At 58.7% G+C, this 22,654-nt stretch carries 22 protein-coding genes; 12 read left to right on the top strand and 10 right to left on the bottom strand.

Annotated elements, in window-relative coordinates; translation table 11 throughout:
• Window positions 1-4: 4 nt before the first annotated feature.
• Window positions 5-1,249: a methylmalonyl Co-A mutase-associated GTPase MeaB gene (gene meaB, locus HDF14_RS22460; protein ID WP_313899666.1), complete on the bottom strand. Its 1,245-nt coding sequence runs from the start codon at window positions 1,247-1,249 to the stop codon at window positions 5-7.
• Window positions 1,250-1,513: 264 nt separating this feature from the next.
• Here meaB and HDF14_RS22455 point away from each other — a divergent pair, with 264 nt between their 5' ends.
• The 4 genes from HDF14_RS22455 to HDF14_RS22440 all read left to right on the top strand — a co-directional run bounded on the left by HDF14_RS22455 (window position 1,514) and on the right by HDF14_RS22440 (window position 6,978).
• Entirely contained in the window at window positions 1,514-2,845 is a 1,332-nt protein-coding gene (locus HDF14_RS22455; RefSeq protein WP_183981004.1) for an MFS transporter, read from the top strand.
• 130 nt (window positions 2,846-2,975) lie between these two features.
• Window positions 2,976-3,755 carry a FadR/GntR family transcriptional regulator gene (locus tag HDF14_RS22450; protein ID WP_313899665.1) on the top strand — a complete coding sequence of 260 codons (780 nt, stop codon included), beginning with the start codon at window positions 2,976-2,978 and terminating at the stop codon, window positions 3,753-3,755.
• Window positions 3,756-4,010: 255 nt separating this feature from the next.
• Window positions 4,011-6,320 (top strand): methionine--tRNA ligase, encoded by a 2,310-nt coding sequence (metG, locus tag HDF14_RS22445; protein WP_183981003.1) that lies wholly within the window; start codon window positions 4,011-4,013, stop codon window positions 6,318-6,320.
• 94 nt (window positions 6,321-6,414) lie between these two features.
• Window positions 6,415-6,978 carry a PEP-CTERM sorting domain-containing protein gene (locus tag HDF14_RS22440; RefSeq protein WP_183981002.1) on the top strand — a complete coding sequence of 188 codons (564 nt, stop codon included), beginning with the start codon at window positions 6,415-6,417 and terminating at the stop codon, window positions 6,976-6,978.
• An 18-nt stretch (window positions 6,979-6,996) separates the two neighbouring features.
• On the opposite strand, the gene HDF14_RS22435 is transcribed toward HDF14_RS22440, so the two are convergent.
• Entirely contained in the window at window positions 6,997-7,461 is a 465-nt protein-coding gene (locus HDF14_RS22435; protein WP_183981001.1) for a cupin domain-containing protein, read from the bottom strand.
• A gap of 99 nt (window positions 7,462-7,560) precedes the next feature.
• On the opposite strand from HDF14_RS22435, the gene HDF14_RS22430 reads away from it, so the two are divergent.
• The 3 genes from HDF14_RS22430 (at window position 7,561) to HDF14_RS22420 (ending at window position 10,108) form a co-directional block, all read left to right on the top strand.
• Entirely contained in the window at window positions 7,561-8,412 is an 852-nt protein-coding gene (locus HDF14_RS22430) for a TatD family hydrolase (protein WP_183981000.1), read from the top strand.
• A gap of 57 nt (window positions 8,413-8,469) precedes the next feature.
• Window positions 8,470-8,970 carry a YajQ family cyclic di-GMP-binding protein gene (locus HDF14_RS22425; protein ID WP_158943172.1) on the top strand — a complete coding sequence of 167 codons (501 nt, stop codon included), beginning with the start codon at window positions 8,470-8,472 and terminating at the stop codon, window positions 8,968-8,970.
• 133 nt (window positions 8,971-9,103) lie between these two features.
• A complete protein-coding gene (locus tag HDF14_RS22420) occupies window positions 9,104-10,108 on the top strand; it encodes a polyprenyl synthetase family protein (protein WP_183980999.1) in 1,005 nt (334 codons plus the stop codon).
• Between the two features lie 12 nt (window positions 10,109-10,120).
• Here the strand turns inward: HDF14_RS22420 and HDF14_RS22415 are convergent, their stop codons facing one another.
• Together HDF14_RS22415 and HDF14_RS22410 are read right to left on the bottom strand one after the other, a co-directional pair.
• A complete protein-coding gene (locus HDF14_RS22415; RefSeq protein ID WP_183980998.1) occupies window positions 10,121-10,354 on the bottom strand; it encodes an exodeoxyribonuclease VII small subunit in 234 nt (77 codons plus the stop codon).
• Window positions 10,354-12,297: a bifunctional homocysteine S-methyltransferase/methylenetetrahydrofolate reductase gene (locus HDF14_RS22410; protein WP_183980997.1), complete on the bottom strand. Its 1,944-nt coding sequence runs from the start codon at window positions 12,295-12,297 to the stop codon at window positions 10,354-10,356. The genes HDF14_RS22415 and HDF14_RS22410 overlap by 1 nt, the downstream gene beginning before the upstream one ends.
• Before the next feature lie 183 nt (window positions 12,298-12,480).
• Between HDF14_RS22410 and HDF14_RS22405 the strand changes: the two genes are divergently transcribed.
• The 4 genes from HDF14_RS22405 (at window position 12,481) to HDF14_RS22390 (ending at window position 16,979) form a co-directional block, all read left to right on the top strand.
• Entirely contained in the window at window positions 12,481-14,094 is a 1,614-nt protein-coding gene (locus tag HDF14_RS22405) for a hypothetical protein (RefSeq protein ID WP_183980996.1), read from the top strand.
• Between the two features lie 86 nt (window positions 14,095-14,180).
• A complete protein-coding gene (gene bshB1, locus HDF14_RS22400) occupies window positions 14,181-14,912 on the top strand; it encodes a bacillithiol biosynthesis deacetylase BshB1 (protein ID WP_183980995.1) in 732 nt (243 codons plus the stop codon).
• Between the two features lie 95 nt (window positions 14,913-15,007).
• Window positions 15,008-15,949 carry a ferritin-like domain-containing protein gene (locus HDF14_RS22395; RefSeq protein ID WP_183980994.1) on the top strand — a complete coding sequence of 314 codons (942 nt, stop codon included), beginning with the start codon at window positions 15,008-15,010 and terminating at the stop codon, window positions 15,947-15,949.
• A gap of 13 nt (window positions 15,950-15,962) precedes the next feature.
• On the top strand, window positions 15,963-16,979 hold the full coding sequence (locus tag HDF14_RS22390; RefSeq protein WP_183980993.1) for a ferritin-like domain-containing protein: 1,017 nt from the start codon (window positions 15,963-15,965) through the stop codon (window positions 16,977-16,979).
• A gap of 70 nt (window positions 16,980-17,049) precedes the next feature.
• Here the strand turns inward: HDF14_RS22390 and HDF14_RS22385 are convergent, their stop codons facing one another.
• The 6 genes from HDF14_RS22385 to dcd all read right to left on the bottom strand — a co-directional run bounded on the left by HDF14_RS22385 (window position 17,050) and on the right by dcd (window position 22,086).
• The gene (locus HDF14_RS22385) at window positions 17,050-17,670 is read right to left on the bottom strand and encodes a hypothetical protein (RefSeq protein WP_183980992.1); all 621 of its coding nucleotides are present in this window, start codon (window positions 17,668-17,670) and stop codon (window positions 17,050-17,052) included.
• Between the two features lie 26 nt (window positions 17,671-17,696).
• The gene (gene lpxD / locus HDF14_RS22380; protein WP_260698500.1) at window positions 17,697-18,662 is read right to left on the bottom strand and encodes a UDP-3-O-(3-hydroxymyristoyl)glucosamine N-acyltransferase; all 966 of its coding nucleotides are present in this window, start codon (window positions 18,660-18,662) and stop codon (window positions 17,697-17,699) included.
• Window positions 18,623-19,474 (bottom strand): lysophospholipid acyltransferase family protein, encoded by an 852-nt coding sequence (locus HDF14_RS22375; RefSeq protein WP_183981081.1) that lies wholly within the window; start codon window positions 19,472-19,474, stop codon window positions 18,623-18,625. The genes lpxD and HDF14_RS22375 overlap by 40 nt, the downstream gene beginning before the upstream one ends.
• Before the next feature lie 183 nt (window positions 19,475-19,657).
• On the bottom strand, window positions 19,658-20,359 hold the full coding sequence (locus HDF14_RS22370; RefSeq protein ID WP_183980991.1) for a lipid-binding SYLF domain-containing protein: 702 nt from the start codon (window positions 20,357-20,359) through the stop codon (window positions 19,658-19,660).
• A gap of 425 nt (window positions 20,360-20,784) precedes the next feature.
• The gene (locus HDF14_RS22365) at window positions 20,785-21,456 is read right to left on the bottom strand and encodes a response regulator transcription factor (protein WP_260698499.1); all 672 of its coding nucleotides are present in this window, start codon (window positions 21,454-21,456) and stop codon (window positions 20,785-20,787) included.
• A 75-nt stretch (window positions 21,457-21,531) separates the two neighbouring features.
• On the bottom strand, window positions 21,532-22,086 hold the full coding sequence (gene dcd, locus HDF14_RS22360; protein ID WP_183980989.1) for a dCTP deaminase: 555 nt from the start codon (window positions 22,084-22,086) through the stop codon (window positions 21,532-21,534).
• 242 nt (window positions 22,087-22,328) lie between these two features.
• Between dcd and HDF14_RS22355 the strand changes: the two genes are divergently transcribed.
• Window positions 22,329-22,598 carry an HU family DNA-binding protein gene (locus tag HDF14_RS22355; RefSeq protein ID WP_158943184.1) on the top strand — a complete coding sequence of 90 codons (270 nt, stop codon included), beginning with the start codon at window positions 22,329-22,331 and terminating at the stop codon, window positions 22,596-22,598.
• Window positions 22,599-22,654: the final 56 nt, after the last annotated feature.

The raw sequence follows: 22,654 nt of genomic DNA, 5'->3' as shown, positions 1-22,654 counted from the left end.
CGCATCACTCCCCACCCTGACGCGGCTCAGCATCTCCTACAATCTCCAGCAATACGCCCCCTGTACTCGCGGGATGCACAAAGAAATATCGATGCCCACCTGCCCCTACTCGCACAGCATCGCTCGCCAATCTCACTCCCTGTTGGATCAGCCGGGCAAACATCGCATCGATCGCATCCACATGAACAGCAATGTGATGCAGCCCCTCACCGCGTTTCGCTAAAAATCTCCCAATCGCGGAATCTTCCTCGGTCGCCTCCAGCAGCTCAATCCGGCTCTCGCCAAGCGGCAGCATCGCCGTCTTTACCTGTTCATGTTCCACAGTCTCCTCGTGACTAACCACCAGCCCTAACGCTTCATAAAATTCTCGCGCCCCTGCAATACTCTTCACCGCAACACCCAGATGATCAAGCCGCAATCCATCCTGCCGCACAGCACTCAGCCCCGCAGCGCCGTCGATCCTCACCATTCGCGCTCCCTTCTCCACTGCGCATCGCCTTACCGTCTCCATCAATTCCTGCACCCCTTCCCCTGTCGTCGCAACGGTCCGCACAACCGGTGGCACCCAACCATCTCGGTTCGCTGCCAAACCCTGCATCGCGACAATCTCCTGCTCTACCAGCTCTGCCCCCCCACGGTCGCGCTTATTGACGACGAACACATCCGCAACCTCCATCACCCCGGCCTTAAGACTCTGCACCTCATCCCCCATCCCCGGCACCAGCACGAGCACAGTCACATCTGCGAGCCCGATCACATCTACCTCATCCTGGCCTACCCCCACCGTCTCAATCAGAATCGTCTGCCTCCCGGCCGCCTCCATCACCGCGCAGACATCCGCAGCAGCACGAGTCACACCGCCCATCGCTCCCCGCGAAGCCATACTGCGTATAAACACCCCATCATCGCCGGCAAAGCCCTGCATCCGAATCCTGTCCCCCAGCAGCGCTCCACCCGTGAAGGGGCTCGACGGGTCGACCGCTACCACGCCAACGCTGTGCCCCTGCTGCCTCAGCCATCTCACCATCTGGTCCACCAGCGTGCTCTTCCCTGCCCCCGGCGGCCCGGTCACTCCCACCCGTAGCGAGTTCTCCGCAAACTCACGGCAAGCCTCAATCAACGCATCTGCCGCCCCGCCGCCACCCTCCACGAACGACAACGCCCGAGCCAGGGCGCGCACATCGCCCGACCGCATCCGCGACACCATCTCCGCGACCTTTGTTCCGTCCGTATTGAAAACCTCATTCACGTCAGCGATGATACCGTGCCTCAGGTTCGCCTACCACCGGCCGCACCAAGCGCAAATCTTCTGAGTTCACACACGGCCATGGCCTCGGCGTTCGGCTAGATATTTTGTAACCGAGAATGATCGAAAAAAACGCCATAATGTCGCTTGACACCTACAGCCCGGCACAGACTATCCTCTTCCTCAACACCCCTTGCACCGAATTTGCTGTAACAGGAGCAATCCGGGGCACGGGTCAGACCAACATTTACGCTGGAGTTGCAACTAATGTCGATCAACACTGCCAGCCTGCCTGACTCGGGCTTCTCCGCCTCCACCCCGGACAAATCGAATATCCGCTGGGTCGTCTGTGGACTTCTGTTTCTCGCTACCACCATCAACTATATGGACCGCTCGGTCTTCTCCCTCATCGAGCCGCTCCTCCATCTCGACTTCATGGGCTGGGTTCCCGGCGTCGATGCCGCCCACCAAACCGCCTACAACCTCAACTTCGGCCGCGTCCTCATCTGCTTCCAGATCGCTTACGGCGTCGGATTTCTCTTCGCTGGCCGCATCATCGACAAGCTCGGCACCAAAACCGGCTACGCTCTCGCCATCCTGATCTGGGGATGCGCCTCGATTAGCCACTCCCTTGTCACCAGCGTTGCCGGATTCTGCATCGCCCGTGTCTTCCTCGGTCTCGGCGAGTCCGGCAACTTTCCCGCCGCCATCAAAGCCACCACAGAGTGGTTTCCCTCCGAGGAGCGCGCCCTCGCCACCGGGCTCTTCAACTCAGGCTCGAACGCATCTGCTTTCATCGCCCCCGTCCTCATCGCAGCCGTTGCCGCCCGCTGGGGATGGCACGCCGCCTTTATCTGCACCGGCTCCATGGGACTCGTCTGGGCGATCATCTGGATCATCTTCCCCTACAACAAGCTCCGCCGCGGCGCGACGCAAACCCAAGCCAACCTCGCTCCCGTCACACAGGGCGGCGGCTCCATCTATCCGATTCTGCTCCGCCACCGCGGCTTCTGGGCTTTCTGCATCGCCAAAGGCATCACCGATCCCATATGGTGGTTCTATCTCTTCTATCTGCCGAAGTTTCTGAACGATAACTACGGGCTCAATCTAAGCCACGTAAAGTATCCGCTCATCGTCATCTACACCGCCGCAAGCGTGGGCTCCATCGCCGGCGGCTGGCTCTCCGGATTCCGCATGAAACACGGTCACAGCGTCGACTCCGGGCGCAAGTTCGCTCTTCTGATCTGCGCCATCTGCGTGCTTCCCATCATGCTCGTTCCGCACATGCATACCCTGTTCCCCAACAATGCATGGCCGGCCATTAGCCTGTTCTGCCTCGCCACGGCCGCTCACCAGGGCTGGTCCGCGAACCTCTTCTCCACGCCAACGGACATGTTTCCATCCACCAGCGTCAGCACCGTTGTAGGCATCGGCGGCGCGGCAGGAGCCCTCGGAGGCGCGTGCTTCACCTGGCTGGTCTCTCATTTCTTCTCCCTCCACCCCTTGCTTATCTTCATGATGGCAGGCCTCGCATACGTGACCGCTCTCCTCATCTTCCAAGCACTCGTGCCCCGTCTCGGCGTCCGGCAGACCATCTAAGTCTCGCCTTACCCACGACCTGACGAAGTGTTGCTTAACCGCGCGTGCGGCTCCGTCGCCTCTCCCACAACACGCGCCTTTATCGCCGTGTTACTCTTCATCAAATCCCGCTCAAGGAGAGTCGCGTAGCGTGAAGAAAGAGGCAAAAGAGCAGTTCGACGAGGTCTCTGGACATAGCCAGCTCACCATGCACGTCGTCGAGCACATTCGGTCTCTCATCAGCTCGGGCGAGGTTCGGCCGGGCGACCGCCTCCCTCCCGAACGCGATCTCGCTCGTCAGCTTAAGATCAGCCGCTCCAGCCTCCGGTCCGGCATTGGATTTCTTGCCGCCATGGGGGTGCTCAAGAGCCGCCACGGCGCCGGAACTTTCGTCGCCTCCGGGCCCCCCTCGTTTGATTCCAGTTCCTTCTCCGTCCTGGGAGCTCTGCACGGGTTTCATCCATGGCAGATGTTTGAAGCCCGCATCGTCATTGAGTCTAACGTTGCAGCACTCGCCGCAGAGCGCGCCACTGACGAGCACATCGCCGAGTTGGCTGAGGAAGTGGCTGAAATGTATGCTTCCCTCGAGGACCCGCAGCAGTACCTGATCCACGACGTTCGATTCCATCGCACGATTGCCAAAGCATCCGGCAACCCCATCCTGGGTGCGCTGATGGAGACGCTCACCGCCAGCCTCTATCAGCTTCGCAGCAAGACCATACAAAACGCCGTCGATCTGAAAGAATCCTCCGAGATGCATCGCGAGATCTACCGCGCCATCCGCACTCACAACCCCGCGCTGGCCCGTCGCGCCATGGAGCAGCACCTGAACCTCGCCCGGCTCGCCCAGGCCTCCGAAACCGAACATGTGGAGCCTCCCGTTGAGGAGGTTCCGGCTCCAGTGGACGAAGTAATCCATCCGGATCGATAGACTTTTCGGGATTTTTTTAATTTCGTGGTGGATCGTCGTTTTTGCAGGGGGTTTTTGGCAAAAAGCGCGTTTTGGACGTGGTTTTTTGCTGGTGTGGGTGTGGTGATTTGCGTGGTATACGTGGTGTTTTAGCAGTCACTTTTTCGGCTCTGAAAAATACGCCAACTTTTTGAGATTTGTTTTTCCGGGTGCGGCTTCCGACGGCGCGGCCGCGCGAAGGCGCTCCAGCCATCCTGCTAAACTTAGCTCTGGCCCATGCCCGAAAAAAAGTTCTACCTCACTACCCCTATTTACTATGTCAACGCACGCCCTCACATAGGCCATGCGTACTCGACCATTGCGGCCGACGTGATCGCGCGTCGCCACCGCCTGCTCGGCGACGATACCTTCTTCCTGACCGGAACCGATGAACACGGACAGAAGGTTGAGCGCTCCGCCGCCGCCGCGGGCATTCCGCCGCTTCAGTTCGCCGACCAGGTCTCGGCCACCTTCCGTGCCCTCTGGGATCGCATGGGCATCACCTACGACGATTACATTCGCACCACCGAGCCTCGTCATATCGAGGCCGTCCAGAAGCTCTTTCAGCTTCTTCTCGACCGCGACAAGATCTTCCTGAGCAGCTACACCGGCCAGTACTCGATCGGCGAGGAGATGTTCGTCGACGGACCTCCCGGCACTATCGGCCCCGACGGCAAGCCGACCGAAACCATCACCGAAGAGAACTACTTCTTCCGCCTCTCGGAGTATCAGCTCCCCCTCATCGACCTGATCGAGAGCGAGGACCCCGAGAACCGTCTCCTGATCCAGCCCGAGTCAAGCCGCAACGAAGTCCTCAGCTTCCTTCGCGGCAACGTCGCCGAAGCCACCGACCGCGGTGAGGTCCTCGAACTTTCGGCCCTCGGAAAGGCCTATGTCCCCGGCGCCCTCAAAGACCTCTCCATCTCGCGCACCAGCTTCAAGTGGGGCATCCCTGTACCGGGGAATGAGAAGCACGTCATCTACGTCTGGCTCGACGCTCTGATCAACTATCTGACCGGTATCGGCTACGGCAGTGACAATCCAGCCGACCAGGAAAGATTCAACCGCTACTGGCCCGCCGACCTGCACCTCGTAGGCAAGGAGATCACGCGCTTCCATTGCGTCTATTGGCCCGCAGTCCTGCTCGCTGCAGGGATCCCCACGCCAAAGTCAGTCGTCGCCAACGGCTGGCTGCTCTTCGACGACAGCAAGATGTCGAAGTCCAAGGGCAACGTCGTCCGCACCGAGACCATCCTCGACGCCTTCGGCACAGAGGTCTACAAAAAACAGTTCCCCGACAGCACGAAGAAAGAACAAGATCTCTTCGGCGCCGACGTTCTCCGCTACTTCCTTCTCCGCGAGATTCCATTCGGACAAGACGGCAGCTTCAGCTTCGATGCAATGATCACCCGCTACAACGCAGACCTAGCCAACGGCTACGGCAACCTCGTCAGCCGCACGCTGAGCATGATTGAAAAGTATTTCGGAGGCTTAATCCCGGAAGGTACCGTGGACCCGGAACTTGGCCAGCGACTAGAAGCGAGCGTGGTTCTTGGATCGCAAAATTTTCACGCCTATGGCTTCTCCAATTTGTTGGAAATCCTTATGGCAAGCATTAAGGCCATTGATGGCTATATAACCTTTCATGCTCCATGGAAGCAGGCCGCCGTTGGCGATGAGAAATCGAACGCTGACTTGCGGGACACTTTGCATACAGCATTTGAATCTATTCGAATCCTTACAGTCCTGCTCTACCCGATCCTTCCGTGCGTCACCGCCAAAGTCTGGGCTCAGCTGGGTCTCGGCGATATTGAACAAGCAGCTAAGAGCGGCGAACTAAACAATCTCGAATGGGGCGGACTGAAACCCGGTACGAAGCTCGGCGCACTCGCCCCTATCTTTCCACGAGCAGACAAAGGACTCGCGCAGGTCATGATCGATATGGAAAATCCCACCTCTACTCCTCAGAAGCCCGAACACCCAAAACCCTCGAAGTTCGTGGACGAGACGACGACGCACACCTCCGCCGCGCCGACCGATCCTACCGATCCCGCAGCGGCCCCCCGAACTTCGTCGCTGGCGGAGCCAGCGCCGGGAATGACGGTCGGAGGCAGTTACGCCATCTCCACTGAACGCCCCGGCACTCCGTCCCACACAGAAGCACGTGCCTCCGGGGTCTTCGCCAATTCGGCGGCTCGATCGGATATTCCCGATACTCCGCAGATCGTCATCGACGACTTCGTCAAGATCGATCTTCGCGTTGCGCAGATTATCGTTGCCGAGCGCATTCCGAAGGCCGACAAGCTGCTTCGCCTCGAGGTCGATCTCGGCTACGAAAAGCGCCAGATCCTCTCGGGGATCGCCGAGTGGTACACGCCGGAGGAGCTTCTCGGCAAAAAGATCGTCGTCATCGCAAACCTCGCTCCCCGCAAGATGCGCGGCCTGGAGTCTCATGGCATGCTGCTGGCCGCCTCGCACGGCGACGATGGTAAACCCGTCCTCGCGACGTTTGCCGAAGACATCCCCGTCGGCTCGAGATTGAAATAGACTTCAGGGCTAAGAAATCTGCTTGACAACTCATCCCGGCAGACGCATGCTTGTGCGTAAATTTATCCAGAGCACTGGAAAGAAGCTCTCACCGATGAGAAAGATTGTCTTCCCCCTTACCCTGCTCGCCTCTGCCTTGGTTCTTCCTCTCACCGCCCGCGCCGACACAATCGACGATTTCGTCATCACCGGCAATGGCCTCGATGTCACGTTTTCCCTGCCAGCTTCACCTCCAGGGAATGAGAGTACCTGCCCCACCGGCATCATCACCTCATGCCTGCCCGGTTCAGAGACAGCTTTTATCGTCTCCACGCTGGTCACCACGAATGGGGTCAGTGCTATGGAATCCATTGATTTTCCAACGCTCCGCTTCGGCGGCGGCTTGAGTCTTGGCCTGGTCCCTGGAAGACTCTTCGGCCCTACGCTCTTCGCGCCTGACGCGGCCAATCCCACCTTCCTGACGGGGACCTTTGACCTGGGTGCGATCAACCCTAAGGGCGATCCACCTGTCCTCGACTACAGCCTCAGCATCACGCCGGAGACGACTGCGCAGACGCCTGAACCGTCCACGCTCGGTCTGTTCGGCACCGGGGTGCTGGGTCTGATCGGCATTGCGCGGAAGAGGCTTGGGTCGGGTTCCGGTTCGGCAGCGAACTGACTCCGCGGCTGACTCCCTTTAGACGATAACCTTCTGCACGCCGACTGCGACGACGAAGTAGTTTGCCATGACGTCGCCGACGTTCTTCAAGCTGTGCAACACGCCGGACGCGGTGAAGATGACTCCGCCGGGCTCGACGATGCCCGTCTTGCCGTCGCTGGTGGCTTCGAGTTTTCCTTCGCGGATGAGCAGGAACTCCGAGTGCGTGTGCCGGTGCGGCGGATGCGGCATCTGGCCCGGCGGCAACGCGGTCTCATGGACCTCGACAAACTCGCCTGTGGCCAGACGGCCCTGAATCACTGCGCGGCTGGCCATGCCGTTCGCGGAGGCGTGTACCGGCAGCTTGTCGAAGGGGAATATCTCGGAGTGGGCGAGCACCGGCTCTGCACCGGCCGCGTTATTTTGTCCCTCGGCCACGGCACCGCCCATCGCTGCAAGAGCCGATAGAGCAACACAAAGTTCGCGACGGTTCAAATTTTTCATGCAGACATACTACGCGGTCCGAACTAAATCAGTCATCAACTACTTTGTCGTGCTTGGGGCAGGATTGCGGTTGCTCGCTCATGCGATACCCTGAAAGAGATGCCTCTGATTGACTCTCACGCCCACCTCGACTTTTACAACGAGACTCCGACCGAGCGCGAGGAGGTGCTGCGCCGCGCCTACGCTGCAGGGGTTCATACGGTTCTCGCAATCGGTATTGGCGACGGACCTGCGACGATGCACCAGGCGCTTGAGATTGCTGAAACGACCTCGGGTGAGGGGCTTCCTCAGGTCTTTGCGAGCGCTGGGATTCACCCGCAGGAGGCGGCTCACGCGGGGCGCGAGGCTCTTGAAAAGCTGGCGGCGTTGGGCGGGCGGGAACGATGCGTTGCCGTCGGAGAGATCGGCCTCGACTACTACCATGTTGAGAATCCCGACATTGCCACGCAGCAGGAGGCGTTCATCGCGCAGATGCGGATCGCGGCGGAGTTGCGTAAACCGATTCTGATCCACTGCCGCACCAGCGAACTGGCGACGGCGCAGGCTAAGGAAAAGTATGGCGAGGCTGATGCATGGGAGGATCTGCTTGCGTTGATCAACGAGTATTGGACGCCGCATGCGCTGCCCGGGATTATGCATTGCTTTTCCGGCACTCCGGCTGAGGCGGAACGGTCTCTCGCGGCGGGCTTTTATCTTTCTTTCGCGGGGAACCTGACGTATCCGAAGGCGCAGGGGATTCGCGATGCCGCCGTGGGCGCACCGGCTGACCGGATTCTGGTCGAGACGGACGCGCCATTTCTTGCGCCCATCCCGCTTCGGAGGCAGCGCAACGAACCTGCTTTTGTCACGCATACGGCGGTAGCCCTGGCGGAGCTTCGCGGCATCACACCAGAAGAGCTTGCGGACCTGACAACCGCTAACTTCAAAAATCTCTTCCCCTCGACGCGCTAAACACGCGAGCGCTGACATAATAGAGAGCGACAAAGTTACAGACGAAGGAACACACCCATGGCATCCGATAACAGCTTCGACGTAGTCAGCAAAGTAGAGCTTCAGGAAGTAAAAAACGCCATCGACCAGGCCTCGAAAGAGGTTCATGCCCGCTTCGACCTCAAGGACTCGAAGTCGAAGATCGAGCTCGAAGGCACAGACACGATTCAGCTTGCGTCACAGGATGAGTACAAGCTTCAGGCGGTGACTGAGATTCTTTCGCAGAAGCTGGTTAAGCGTGGTGTGTCCCTTAAGAATCTTGAGTTTGAGAAGATTGAGCCGGCGGCGAACTCGAGCGTGCGGCAGAAGATCAAGCTGGTGCAGGGTATTCCGTCCGAGAAGGCAAAGATTATCGTCGCGGCGATCAAAGACTCGAAGAAGAAGGCGCAGGCCAGCATTCAGGGCGACACTGTGCGCGTCGTCAGCAAGGACCGCGACGTTTTGCAGGAGGTCATGGCGCTGCTCAAGGGCAAAGATATCGGCGTCGAGCTTCAGTTTACGAACTTCCGCTCGAACTAAGCCTGACTGTCATTGCGCGGCGGCAGCCAATTCCGCTGCCGCCTCGCCAAACCGTTGCTGCGATCAAAAATCTTACTTACTTTTTCGAGCCCACTCTGAAGCCAAATCCACATCCTGATACTCTGACTAGTAAGTGAGTACGCTCTCCATCGCGACGGCAGCCGAGGTGTTCGACCTCCTGCGTGACGATTTAGCCGCCATTGAGCAGGAGTTCTCCCGCCAATCGGCGTCGAACGTCGAGGTCATCACCGACATCGCACGCTACCTGATCGCAGGTGGCGGCAAGCGGATTCGTCCGCTTCTGCTGCTGCTTTCGGCGAAGGCGCTTGGCTGCACGAGTGAGAGCCGTATTCGCTTGGGCGCTGTCGTGGAGATGCTTCACACCGCAACGCTCGTCCACGACGACATCATCGATGAAGCTGACACGCGCCGTGGGCGGCCCTCCTCGAACACTACCTGGGGCAACGCCAAGTGCGTCCTGGCAGGCGACTGGCTTTACATGCAGTCGTTTTCGACGGCGCTTGAGGAGCGCAACTTCCGCGTCCTCGAACTGCTCATCTCGCTCACTCAGCAGATGGTCGAAGGCGAACTTCTCCAGATCGAAAAGCTTGGTCACCTCATCAACGAAGAAGAGTATTTCGACCTCATCTTCCGCAAGACCGCGTGCCTCTTCAAAGTCTCCATGCAGCTCGGCGCTGCCGTCACGCCATCCCACGAATTTGGCGATCCCGAAGAGATTGAAGCTCAGCTTGGCGAGTATGGCCGCAATCTCGGCCTCGCTTTCCAGATCGTCGACGACGTTCTCGATCTCACGGCCGCCGAAGACGTGCTCGGGAAACCCGTAGCCTCAGACCTTCGCGAGGGCAAGGCTACGCTTGCCGTCATTCATGCGCTGGAGCGTGGCACGGGAGCCGATCGCGAAGCCATCCGCACCGTTCTCGCCGACCGGAGCTTCACGCGAGTCTCTCACCCGCAGATTCTTGAGATCCTTCAGCGTCATGGCTCGATCGACTACGCGATGGATACAGCCTGCGCCTACGCGGAAGCAGCCCGGCTCACCATCGCCGATCTGCCCGATTCCGAAGCCAAGCGCGCCCTCCTCTGGGTCCCCGGCTTCGTCACCTCGCGCGACCGCTAGATCGCAGCAGATCTATTCCTCGGCACCCGTTTCGACGTCCAGGTTTACCACCCGCATCGCATTTCTGCCCTGCTCCACCAGCACCTGGATTCTGCCCTCTGCCGCCTCCAACTCCTTCTTGCACGCGTTCGAGAGCTTCACGCCCTCCTCAAACAGATGCACCGACTCATCGAGCGAAAGCTCCCCCCGCTCGAGCTTCTCGACCACCGACTCCAAGGCCATCAACTGCTCTTCAAAGTTTGCCATCACACTACCTCGACTTCGGCCAGCCCCAGCACATCGGCCGCGACGCCGTACCGGCCAAATGGCGCGCTGACCTGAACGCCCTGAACCATCGGCCGCGCCTCGGCCAACATCTCCTGCGCGATCTTTACGCCTTCCATTCTGCCCGCTTCAGGCGAGGCCGCCGCGGCCATCCGCGCCATGATCTCTTCCGGCATGCTGACTCGCAGGTCGTTCTTCATAAACTCCGCGTTGCGCAGGCTGGTCAACGGCCAGATCCCCGCGATCACCGGAATGCGGAAGCTTTCGATTCTGCGCAGGAACTCCTCGAGTACACGCAGGTCAAACACCGGCTGCGTAATAGCGAATTCTGCGCCCGCCTCCACCTTGTACGCAAACCGGCGCACCTCCTGGTCCATATCCTGAACGCCGGGGTTCGCCGCTACCGAGATCGTAAATCCGGTCGAGTCGCCGATAGGGTTCTTCCCGATATCCAAGCCATAGTTTAAATTGTGGACGATGTTCACCAGCCCGATCGCATCGACATCGAACACCGCCGTCGCGTTGGGATAGTTGCCGAGCTTCGGCGGATCGCCGGTCAGGCAGAGAATATTTTTGAGCCCGATCGACGACGCTCCCAGCAGATCGCTCTGGATGCTCAGCACGTTCCGGTCGCGGCAGGTGTAGTGCAGAATCGTCTCGATTCCAACATGCTGCTGAATCTGCACGCACAGGCTCTGCGCGCTCATCCTTGCGCTGGCGCGCGGCGAATCCGGCACATTGATCGCATCGACACCCAGCCGATGCAGTTGTGCCGCGCCATCAAGTTCCTTGCTGCAGTCGATCCCCTTTGGCGGCACGATCTCTACCATCGTCACAAAGTCGCCCGCCGCTACCATCGAGCCGATCTTCGACCGGTCGGCCAGCGGAGGGGGTGAAACCTTGCTCTCCTTGATGGTCGTCGCCTTGCCGGGACGAGCGTTTTCCATCACCTCGATGCCGCCCTCCATCGCACCTAAGGCGCGCAACGAACTCTTCATCGCCCGCGTGTAGCTCGGCGTCGTTCCGCAGCACCCGCCAACGATGCTCGCTCCAGCTTTCACCAGCTTGCGGGTAAAGCTGGCCATGTACTCGGGCGAGGTCAGATAGATCGTGCGACCCTCGACTGCGCGCGGAATCCCTGCGTTCGGCATCGCAGACAGCGGCAGCGTCGTCACCGGGCGCATCCGCTCGATCACGCTTAATACCGTTGCAGGCCCTGCGCTGCAGTTACATCCCACTGCATCTGCGCCCCACTCGGTCAGTTTGATCGCGGCAACCTCAGCCGAGGCGCCGTCCAGGCAGTTCCCGTCTTCATCGACGGTCATCATCACGACCACGCGAATCCCCGGAGCCACGCTCCGCGCTGCCAGAATCGCCTGCTCGGCCTCGGCCAGCGAGGTCATCGTCTCTACAATCAGCAGATCCACGCCTACGCCCGGCCCACCCTCTACGAGCGCCCGAATCTGCTCCTCGAAAGCTTCACGCGCTTCTTCGAGGCTCAGCTTGCCGAGTGGCTCCAATCGCACGCCCAGCGGCCCCATGGATCCGGCTACGAACGCCTCGCATGCCTGCTTGTCGCGGATCTGGTTCACCGACTCCCGCGCCAGCTTCACGCCCGCCACATTGATCGCGCGCACCTGATCCTGCAGCCCATGCTGCCCCAGCCGAAACCGGTTGCCGCCAAACGTATTGGTCTCGACAACCTCTGCGCCTGCCTGCAGATACTCGGCATGGATCTCCCGCACCATCTCCGGCTGCGATAGGTTCAGCTCGTCGTAGCACCGGTTGATGAAGACGCCTCGCGCGTAGAGCATCGTGCCCATGGCTCCATCGCACAGCACAGTTCTGCCGCCTTCAAACAGACAGTCGGCAGCCGCGTATCCTGCAACAGAGACCGAGTTCGCACCACTTACTGCATCCGCCATAAACGTCTCCAAGTGTTCTTACCATCTTAAGCCAATGGACGGACCTGCTCCAAACCAATAAAATTCAAGCCTTTGCTGCTTGCTTCCAAACCGTGGCCTGGCGCGTCCTTTGTTATACTCGGCACATAGCCGGTGGCCCCTAAAAAATATTTGCCGCAGCGCTCAGGTTGGAGTTAGTTACCGTTGACGAATCGAAGTCTCTCTACCCAGTCTCTCCGTGCCCAGATCTTCTGCGGCCTCCTGATCGCCGCTGTCACGCTGGGACTTACAGCCTGCGGTCAGCAGCTGTACAAGTTTCCTCAATTTACCTTCGCTAACCGGCCCATTCCTCCCAGCAAGCTCGCCACCCGCGTCATGGTCGGCGTTACAGCCAACGGTGGAACCACCGGCAGCCTGCAGATTCTCGATGCCAACCGCGATCTCCGCAATAACGTACAGAACACCAAAATGTCGTTCTCCATCAGCGGCTATTCCTCCGGCTTTCCGAATCTGATCCTCAACTTCCCCTCAGAGATCACCGGCTACGTCTACTCCAACACGCTGGGTGACGTACAGGCGATTAACTACGGAACAGAAGCCGTATCCGGCCCTGTCGGACCCTTCCCCGCGAAGTCCACCAGCATCGCCGTTCCGCCGACCTTCGCCCACGTCTACTCTGCCGAGGAGGGTGCAGGTCTGCTTGGCGTTGTCGACAACACCACCGGAAGGACCTACGCGCTCAACCTGCCCAATGTCTTTCAGGTCGTCGTCAACACGGGCGACACGGTCGTACTCGCCATGGTTCGCAACTCGAACTCCCTCTATCGCGTCATCAAGCTGAACGCCAACCAATACCTCACCTCGACCGCAGCCATCGCAGGCATCGGCGCGGTCGACTGCCAGCCCTTCAACCTGCCAATCTACTGCGTCATCCCGGTGAACAGCGTGAATCCCGCCGCTCCCACCGCAAGCACCTTCGACCGTCCTGTCGGAGCCTATGTCTCGCTGGACGGCAGCGTCGTTTACGTTCTCAACTGCGGTGCCGAGTGCGGCGGAACTACCTCCAGCGTCACCTATCTCTCCCCCGGCGCGCTTCAGGTCAATAGCTACACCGACAGCACCACTCCAGCTCAGCAGAATCCAAACTCCTTCCTCTCCAATGTCCCAGTCAAAGGCGGAGTCACAGCCGCGGTCTCTGACGGGACGACCCTCTACGTGGCTGGCCAACAGCTCCAGCCCGATGGTCTCTTCGCCGGCAACCTTTCCACCATCAGTCTTGCCGCCAATACCGTCACCAGCACTACCTCCATATCCGACGGCAGTCACACCAAGATCCTGCTTGCCGACGACAACACGCTCTGGATCGGCTCTCAGTTATGCGCCAGTGGTGAGCGCGCAGCCCGTGCCGCGCAACAGATCGCAGCAGGACAGGCCACCGACCAGACTGCGAACTACAACTGCCTCACTGTCGTCACCCTGCCCTCAGGCTCTACCGGCATCAGTGCTGCCATTGTTCCGGCAGTTACACAAAATGGACCCTCGCCGGTCGTTGTTCCTTATCCCAACACCAACCAGAACCAGTTTTACTACGGCGACCTGACCGGCCTCTGCTGGGTCCAGGGTCAGCACAAGGTCTACACCGCCTACGGTGGTCAGGTCCACGCCTTCTACACCGGCGGAACGATCACCGCCCCGAACGATCCCGCCATTGGCACAACACCCGCCGCCGGCTCTGAGATCAACAACGCGAACATCATCGTTCAGGGCACAGCCCTCGACGTCGCCTACATGGACGCCGTCACCGACGCAGCAAACTAATGCAAATGAAGGGCTCAGGGAACAGGGCTTAGGACGTCTCCAACCGAGCCCTACCTCAAAGCCCTAAACCCTGAGCCCTTCACCCTATGTCCTCACCCCAGCAACTCGATATTCTTGCCATCGCAGCCCATCGCGACGACGTCGAACAAACCTGCGGCGGCACTCTGCTGGCGATGCACGCCCGTGGCTGGACTACCGGCATCCTCGATCTCACGCAGGGAGAGTCCGGCACCCGCGGCACCGCCGCCGACCGCGAGGCCGAGGCCAACTCCGCCGCACGCATCCTCAATGTTTCCCATCGCGAGGCGCTCGACCTGCCCGACGGCAACGTCGAAAACACGCTGGTCAATCGTCTAAAGCTGGCCGCCGTCCTGCGCCGTCTGCGTCCCCGTGTCGTCATTCTTCCCTACTGGCAGGGCCGGCACCCTGACCACTACACCACCGCCACGTTGGGCTATGAAGCCTGCTTCGTCAGCGGCCTCGCCAAAGTAATAACCCCAGGCGAATCTAACCTTCCGCATCGGCCCTTCAAGATTCTTTACGCCAGCCTCTATGCCGACGTGCGCCCCAGCTTTGTGGTCGACATCACGCCCTTCGCCGAACAGCGTCTGCAATCTCTGCTGGCCTATCGCTCGCAATACGGCACCCAACCTGAAGGCACCGGCCTGTTCGTTCCCGAAGAAGAGATTCGCGAACGAACCTTCGCTACTGCCCGTCACTACGGCCTGCTGGCTGGCGTCCGTTATGCAGAGCCCTTCGTTCAAAAAGAAGTCGGTCTGATTGATGACGTAGTACTAATTCCGGTTCAATCGATCTAAGTAATATTCCCAATATTCCCTCAAATCCATTACACTCCTCCGTACGTCATCAAAATATAGATGCAACTGCAGTACGTTCTAAGGAGAGGTTAATTGTGGAGAAAAAGCTAAACGACCTTATTGATAAGGCTCTGTCACGTCGTCAGTTTCTGGCAGGTGCAGGAACGACTGCGGCGGCAGCGCTCGTAGTTGGGTGCAACAGCAGTACAACCACGCCGTCGCCAACACCAACCCCGACGCCGACCCCGCTCGATATTCCCGACAACGACATTCTGAACTTCGCCCTCAACCTCGAATATCTTGAGGCCGAGTTCTACCTGTATGCCGCTACCGGCTCTGGCCTCTCCACAGCCGATGCACTCGCCGGCGCAGGCACCACCATTGTCCCGGCCAATACTGTTGCCGTTCCATGGACGACGCCGGCTCAGTCGCAACTCGCCGCAGAGCTCGCCCAGACGGAACTCGATCACGTTCGCTATCTCCAGGGTGTGATCACAAAAAACAGTGGCACCCCTGTTCCACGCCCCGCAATCGATCTCACCTTCTTTGCTCCACTCGCGGTCGCCGCTGGCATTACCAATCCGGCGACATTCAACCCGTTTGCCGATCCCAACAGCTTCCTCGTAGGTGCCTTCACGTTCGAGGATGTGGGCGTTACCGCCTACGCCGGTGCAGCTCCCTTGCTCATCAGCAATATTATTCTCTCAGGCGCAGCCGGCATCCAAGCGACTGAGGCCTACCACGCTGGCACGATCCGCACCCTCATCGCGGGGAATGCGGCAAACACTGGCGACGCAACCTTCCTCAATGACGCCAACGCAGTTTCTGCACTTCGCGCCACCCTTGGCGGAGGAAACGAGACCGCACTCAGCCTCTCCAGCATCGTTGCTGCTGATCCCACCAATGCCATCGGATTCTCGCGCACAACCGACCAGGTCCTGCACATTGTGTACGGCAAGGGTGGCGGAGCAGGCCTGTCCAAAGGCGGCTTCTTTCCCAATGGCCTAAACGGCAGCATCACAACAACGGCATCCTAAGGACGGAGAGATCATGGCAACTCTAGAGACACAGCAGCTCGACGAAATCATCGTAAATACCCGCCGTAAGATGCTCACCATGGGAGGCGCCGCTCTCGCCGCGCTGGCCTTTGGCGGTACAACCAAAGCACAGGCGCAGTCGACCACCACAGGCGATCAGGACATCCTCAACTTCGCTCTTAACCTCGAGTACCTCGAAGCACAGTTTTACAACCTCGCCGTCTCCGGCGTCACCATCGACCAACTCCCGACACCGATTCCTGTCGCTGTCAACGGAGGAACAGCTGGTAGCGTCACCGTCAAGTCCAACCCCAAGGTTCCGTTCTCATCTTCCATCATTCGGTCGTATGCGGCAGAGACGGCCACCGAAGAAGGCAAGCATGTCCTCTTCCTGCAGAAGACCCTCGGTTCCGTCGCAGTGTCGATGCCCGACATCAACCTGCTCGATTCGTTCAACGCACTCGCAGCTCTGGCAGGCATCGGCAGCACCTTCGATCCCTTCGCCAATGATGCGAACTTCCTCATCGGCGCTTACATCTTCGAGGATGTTGGGGTGACGGCCTATCATGGCGCTGCTCCTCTGATCACGGATAAGACAGGTATCCTCCCAGCGGCTGTTGGGATTCACGCGGTCGAGGCCTACCACGCTGGCCTGGTCCGCACCACAATCAACGCCGTAGACGCTTCCGCTCAGTTTGCACCGGTCGGAACGCTCATCGGCTATACACAGGCGATCTCGGCAGCTCGCTCCTCGCTGGCGAATCCCGATCCCAAGAACCCAATCACGAGTCCCTTCACGACGTTTGCCAACTTGACGGCAGACGATCAGGGAGTCCAGACCACTGCGGTCAGTCTCAATGGTTCGTCGGCGTCCTTTACGGCATCCACGATTGCTGATACTGACGTCAACGCTTTGGGCTTCGGTCGCAGTACTACCCAGATCCTGGCGATCGTCACAGGAAATCCCGCGACCGCCACGTCCTTTCAGGGAGCGTTCTTCCCAAGTGGTCTCAACGGCAACATCGCATAACCTTAACCATCCGCACCAAACAAGAGCCGCAGGCGATCCCAGCCTGCGGCTCTTTTGTTTTGGACACAAATTAGACGGCGGCCCTGGTCCGCAGTCGCTCTCTCACAAATCTCACAACTTCCTCAGTCACATAAACCGGCGGGCGCATTGCCAGCACCGGGGTGCCCGCCACCAGTTTCAACGAAACTCCCTTCCACTCGGGCCTTCCCAGGACACCTTCCACAACCAGCACCGCGTCGGCCCTATCCAGAAAATACTTCGCCGACTCTTTGAAGTCCGCCGTCTCGGGATCGAGCACGCTCAGGTAAAGATCAGGTCCTAGAAATCGCATGATGCTGTTCGACTCGATCACTGCGTTCTCCGCTCGTTCAATCTCTTTTCGAATGCGCGGCATCGCCTCCGACAAGTCTCCAGCCCGAGTCCTCACCCAGAACGACCGCACCGCTCCCGCCGCCAGATACCGTCCGGAGTCAGTTTTAGCGTCCCCACCGACACGCTCCTCACTCACTGCAACCGTATGCTCCGCCGTTTCGCAGTCACACGGCTCCCCGTTTGCCGAGCACATCCCATGGCCAAACTGCGTAATCTTAAACGCGGTCCAATGCATCTCCGGTATCGCGGCGATCAGCCCCGCCACCACGCTCGTCTTGCCGATATTTCGCGTATGCCCGCCGACCACAACAATCGCCATCACTCACCACACCAATCCGCCGCGCATCACCTGTGCTTCAACCTCGCCAGATCCCGCAGATACTCCTTCAAGGGCCGCGCCGGCCTTCCCCAGAAGACCTCTCCAGGCCCTCGCATCTTCTTCCCACTCAGCACCCCGGCCCCACCGCCGAGAATCACGCCAGCACCAACCGTTGCGTGCTCTCCAATCCCAACCTGCCCACCAAGAATCGCACCATCCTCGACCACGCTCGACCCCGAGATCCCGGTCTGCGCCGCGATGATCACGTTCTTTCCGATCACGCAGTTGTGTCCAATGTGCACGAGATTATCGATCTTCGTCCCCCGCCCGATTCGCGTCTCGCCCAGCGCTCCACGATCGATCGTCGTATTCGCACCAATCTCCACATCGTTTTCGACGATCAGCTTTCCCTGCTGCGGAAAGATCAGGTACTCCCCCGTCTCGTCGCTGCGCACATATCCAAACCCCGTTGACCCCAGCACCGCACCCGCCTGCACTACCACGTGATCGCCCAACACCGTCCCCGCGTAGATGGTCACCCGCGGACCAATCTCGCAACCACTCCCAATCATCACGCCATCTCCGAGCACAGCGCCGGGGCCAACTGAAGTCCCTACGCCAATCGTTACCTTCTGTCCCACCACCGCCGAAGCATGCACTCCCTCGCGCACACCAGCGCCGGCAAGCCTGCGCGCCACCACCGCAAAGGCATACCTGGCATCCTTCACCCACAAGACCCGCGGATCGAGCGGAAGGTCCGCCGACTCTAGCTTTCTGCTGGCAAGAATCACACCAGCCTTCGACGCCAACGCGCGCCCAAGCGTCTCGCCCTCGACGGCGAACACAACCGAGTTCTCCTGCGCGCTCTCGATGCTTGAAACCGCCGCAACCTCCACCTCCAGCAGCGGTGCGCTCACCCCAACCCAATCCGCTACTTTGCTCATCGTCGCCATCAGTAGATTCCCTCTTCTCCCGGCGGCCGCGTCTTCCATCGCCTATGCATCCACAGCCACTGATCAGGATACTGCCGGATCGTCCGCTCAATCGCCGCAGTAAACGCCGCAGTATTTGTAACTACATCCGTTTCAGAATCCCCAGTACAAACCACCTCAAGCTCTTTGGCAAAGCGCAGCACGTACTTCTGCTCGCTCTCCTCCCACAACAGAAACCCCGGTACCACCGCCGAGCCTGTTTTCGCCGCAATTCGCGCCATCCCCGATGCCGTACACGCCTCCACTCCAAAGAACGGCACAAACACCCCTTGCGGCGGAGTCATATTCGTGTCCATCAGAATCCCTACGGTCTCGCCCGCTCGCATCGACGCAATCAGCCCCCGCGCAAAGTCATCTTTATGAATTACCCGATTGCCATGCAGACATCGAATGCGGTTCACAAACTCATCCACCAATCGATTATCCAGCCGGCGAATCACCATCCCCATCGGCATCCCCATCAGCGAGTGATAAAAACTCGACAGTTCCCACGCCCCCAGGTGTCCGGTCAACACCAACACGCCCTTCCCGCGCTTGCGGGCCGCCAGATAGTTCTCGAGCCCCTCATAGCGAATAAACCGGCTCGCCCCCTCCGGCGTATATCCCGGCATCAGGCAGAACTCCGCCAGCAGCCTCCCCAAATTGCGGTATACCGACCGCAAAATCTTCTCTCGCTCCCCTTCCGGCATTTCCGGAAATGCAAGCTTCAGATTCTGCGTCCCCACTCCCCGCAGCCGACCCAACAGGTGAAACGCAATCCCAGCGATCCCTGTGCCGACCAACCTGGCAAATCCCCACGGAAGCAACCGCATGAAGTGGACCGCCAACCATACGACGGCAAACTCAACCCGTTCGCGGAAGGTTACGTCCGCGTCAATCTCCTCTTTTTGCGTGACTTTGCTCAAGCCTCTAGTCTACCGATTCCAACCCCTGCCGCAGTAAAAACAAGAAGGGACGGCCATGAGCCGCCCCTCTGCAATCAAACAGGAACTTCGTTACTTATTTCGAGCAGCGACAAAGTACTTGGCCACCGTACGGACAAAAGGACGAGCCTCGACCGGCGTCACCTGCTTGCCGCCGAGAATCTGTTCGAACTGAACATCCGATCCATACAGAGCGCGTGTGTCATCCTGGTTCTGCGACAACACCGTGCCATCCAGATCAATACCCGCAAACAATCCCTTGCTGCGCGAATAAGTCAGGAACTCTGCATTGAGCTTCCAGTCCGTGCCAGCCTGTGCATTACGTCCCACAGGTCCCGCCGAAGCCGCAGCATCCGCGCCCAGCTTGAACTTGTTCTTCAGCATGGCCTGCAGACCCTGCTGATTCATCGCGATCAGCACCAGGTCGGTTGCCTGTCCGCCGATTTGGAATCCAAAGCTGCCACCGGCCAACTGAACACATACCGGGGCGCTCCACTTTCCACTTGGCGTACGGCACGTCGCAACGCCCTGTCCATACTGGGCACCGACAACGAACGCGCCCTTCTTGTAGCTAGGAATCACCACAACGCAGGAAGCTCCGGCTAGAATGCCGCCTGGAATCGACTTATCCGGTGTCGCCATGATTTGGTCAATCACCAGCCCCGCAGCCGTAAAACGGTCCGCTATCTTCGCCTTATCACTCTGCGCCTGTGCCGACAGAGAACCAGCAATCATCGCCAAGCCACACACAGCCACTGAAATTTTCTTGAGCATTATCGTTATCCCTTTCACGTCTAATCGTTCTATATTTTGGAGGGGGGCCCAACAAACTGCCTATTTCCAACAATATATAAGACGGGGAAAAATCGTTCGAGGTTGTACCCCTGCGCGACGGGATTAGCATACGCCGATACACAACACACACACGCAAAAAAATGGGGGTTGTAGAGATAATGTCGGTAGAACTCCGACGCTATCTCTACAACCCCTCTCCCAGGTCTGTGTTGCTTGTTAGTACTTTGCCCCACATTACCTTCGATCACAACGGTACGAAGGTGGGTACACCTTTGAGCAGGTTTTGTTAACTCAATAGTTAACAGAAACTGAGCGCCGAAATTAGCGTAACTGGATCTTTACCAACACTTAATAGAAATTCAGCAAAAGGGGAAGCGCCACGCGACCAAATTCTTCAACAGAATCTAGGTTAACTGCTTCAGCAACAGCTTCTCGTTTACCACCTGAACCGACAACGCGATCCGGTTATCAACCCCCACCTTCCGCATCAGGTTGCCGACATGCTTCTTTACGGTATTCACGTCGATCCCAAGCGCACGGCCGATTGCCGGATTAGGATGTCCCGCGGCCAGTAACCGCAGCACCTCCAGCTCCCGCTTGGTGAACTTAGGCGCCTTCGCGGGCTTGGCAGTCGCCTTTGATTCTGCCGAAGTCGACTCCAGCAACCGCGCCATCACCTTGCGCGGAGCCCACACCGACCCATCCTGAACAATATCGATAGCCATCCGGATCTCGCTTTCCTTGGCAGAATGGGCCAGATATCCCTTCGCCCCGGCGCCAATAATGCGTTGGATATGATCGTGGCTCTCATCAAGACCCAGCACGATTACCCTGAACCGCGGACGGCTTCTACGAAACGTCTCCAGCAGCTCGAAGATGTGCTCCGTACAAGCCGAATCGATCAGGATCAGCGATACGCCCGACGCATCGAGCGCCCCCGGGACCGACAGAGGAACGATCTCCACCGTGCCCCCGTCGGGGAAGATCGTCTGCAAGCCCAAAACCCGCATTGGATCTGCCGCCACAAGACCGACGCGCAGACCCCCCTTGTCCTTCTTAACCTTCTTGTTCTTCATCGACTGCGCAGCCCCTTTACTCAGCATCCTGCATTTAGTAGGCCGTCATCAGCGCTTCAGAAGATCGTAACCCGTCTACAACTTCGGCAAAACGATTCCCTGCTGATTTTGATACTTTCCTTTACGGTCCGCGTAACTCACCTCACAGACCTCATCGGACTGAAAGAACAAAATCTGACACAGCCCTTCGTTTGCATAAACCCGAGCTGGCAGCGGAGTTGTGTTCGAAATCTCGAGCGTCACAAAACCCTCCCACTCCGGCTCGAATGGCGTCACGTTTACGATAATTCCGCATCGCGCATATGTGGACTTACCAACGCAGATCGTGAGCACATCGCGAGGAATCTTGAAGTATTCAATCGACCGAGCCAGCGCAAACGAGTTCGGAGGAACGATCACGCTATCGGCCTGCACCGTCACAAACGAGCGCTCGTCAAAGGCTTTCGGGTCAATGATCGCGCTGTTGACGTTGGTAAAGATCTTGAACTCGTCCGAGACCCTCAGGTCGTAACCGTAAGAAGAGAGCCCATACGAGATAACACCCTCTCGAACCTGTTTTTCGCTAAATGGAGAGATCATTCCGTGTTCGTTCGCCTGCTGGCGAATCCAACGGTCGCTTTTAATTGCCACTCTGGTGTTCCCCTTCGGTCCTGCTTTTTGAAATTTCTTCAATTGTCGCAGAAGGTGGTATCCCTAATTGTCGCAGAAGGGTGTAAATTGGGTGCGTTGGTCTCCCAGGTCCCATTGCGTCATTAGATTCTTCATCTTACGGTAGCGTTCTTTCGTTGACAATCTGAGTCTGAGTTTCTAACATCACCGTACTACCAGGTCAGCACCCAGCTTCAAAAAATTACAGCCCAAGGGCGGCCCAAATGATTAAGCAGGATCTCATACAGAGGGTGGTAGAAAGAACCGGCCTTCCAAGGACAAAAGCAGAGTCGGCTGTCGATGCGATCTTTGAAAGCATGAAGGCGACTCTCATTGCGGGCGACCGCATTGAACTCCGCGGATTTGGTGTATTTACCGTCAAGCCGCGCAAAACCGGAATCGGTCGCAACCCACGGACCGGAGCCGAAGTCACCATCGCTCCAGGCAAAGCAGTCCGCTTCAAGCCGGGCAAAGAGCTCCACCTGCTCGACTAAGCACCTCATCAACCACCCGCCGCGACAGCGACCGGGTTGTTCGCAACAAACCTCCC

The sequence above is a fragment of the Tunturiibacter gelidiferens genome (assembly GCF_014201335.1).
GTDB lineage: Bacteria > Acidobacteriota > Terriglobia > Terriglobales > Acidobacteriaceae > Edaphobacter > Edaphobacter lichenicola_E.
The sequence above is the reverse complement of the archived record's forward strand: the minus strand, read 5'-3'. Positions and strand labels throughout refer to the sequence as shown.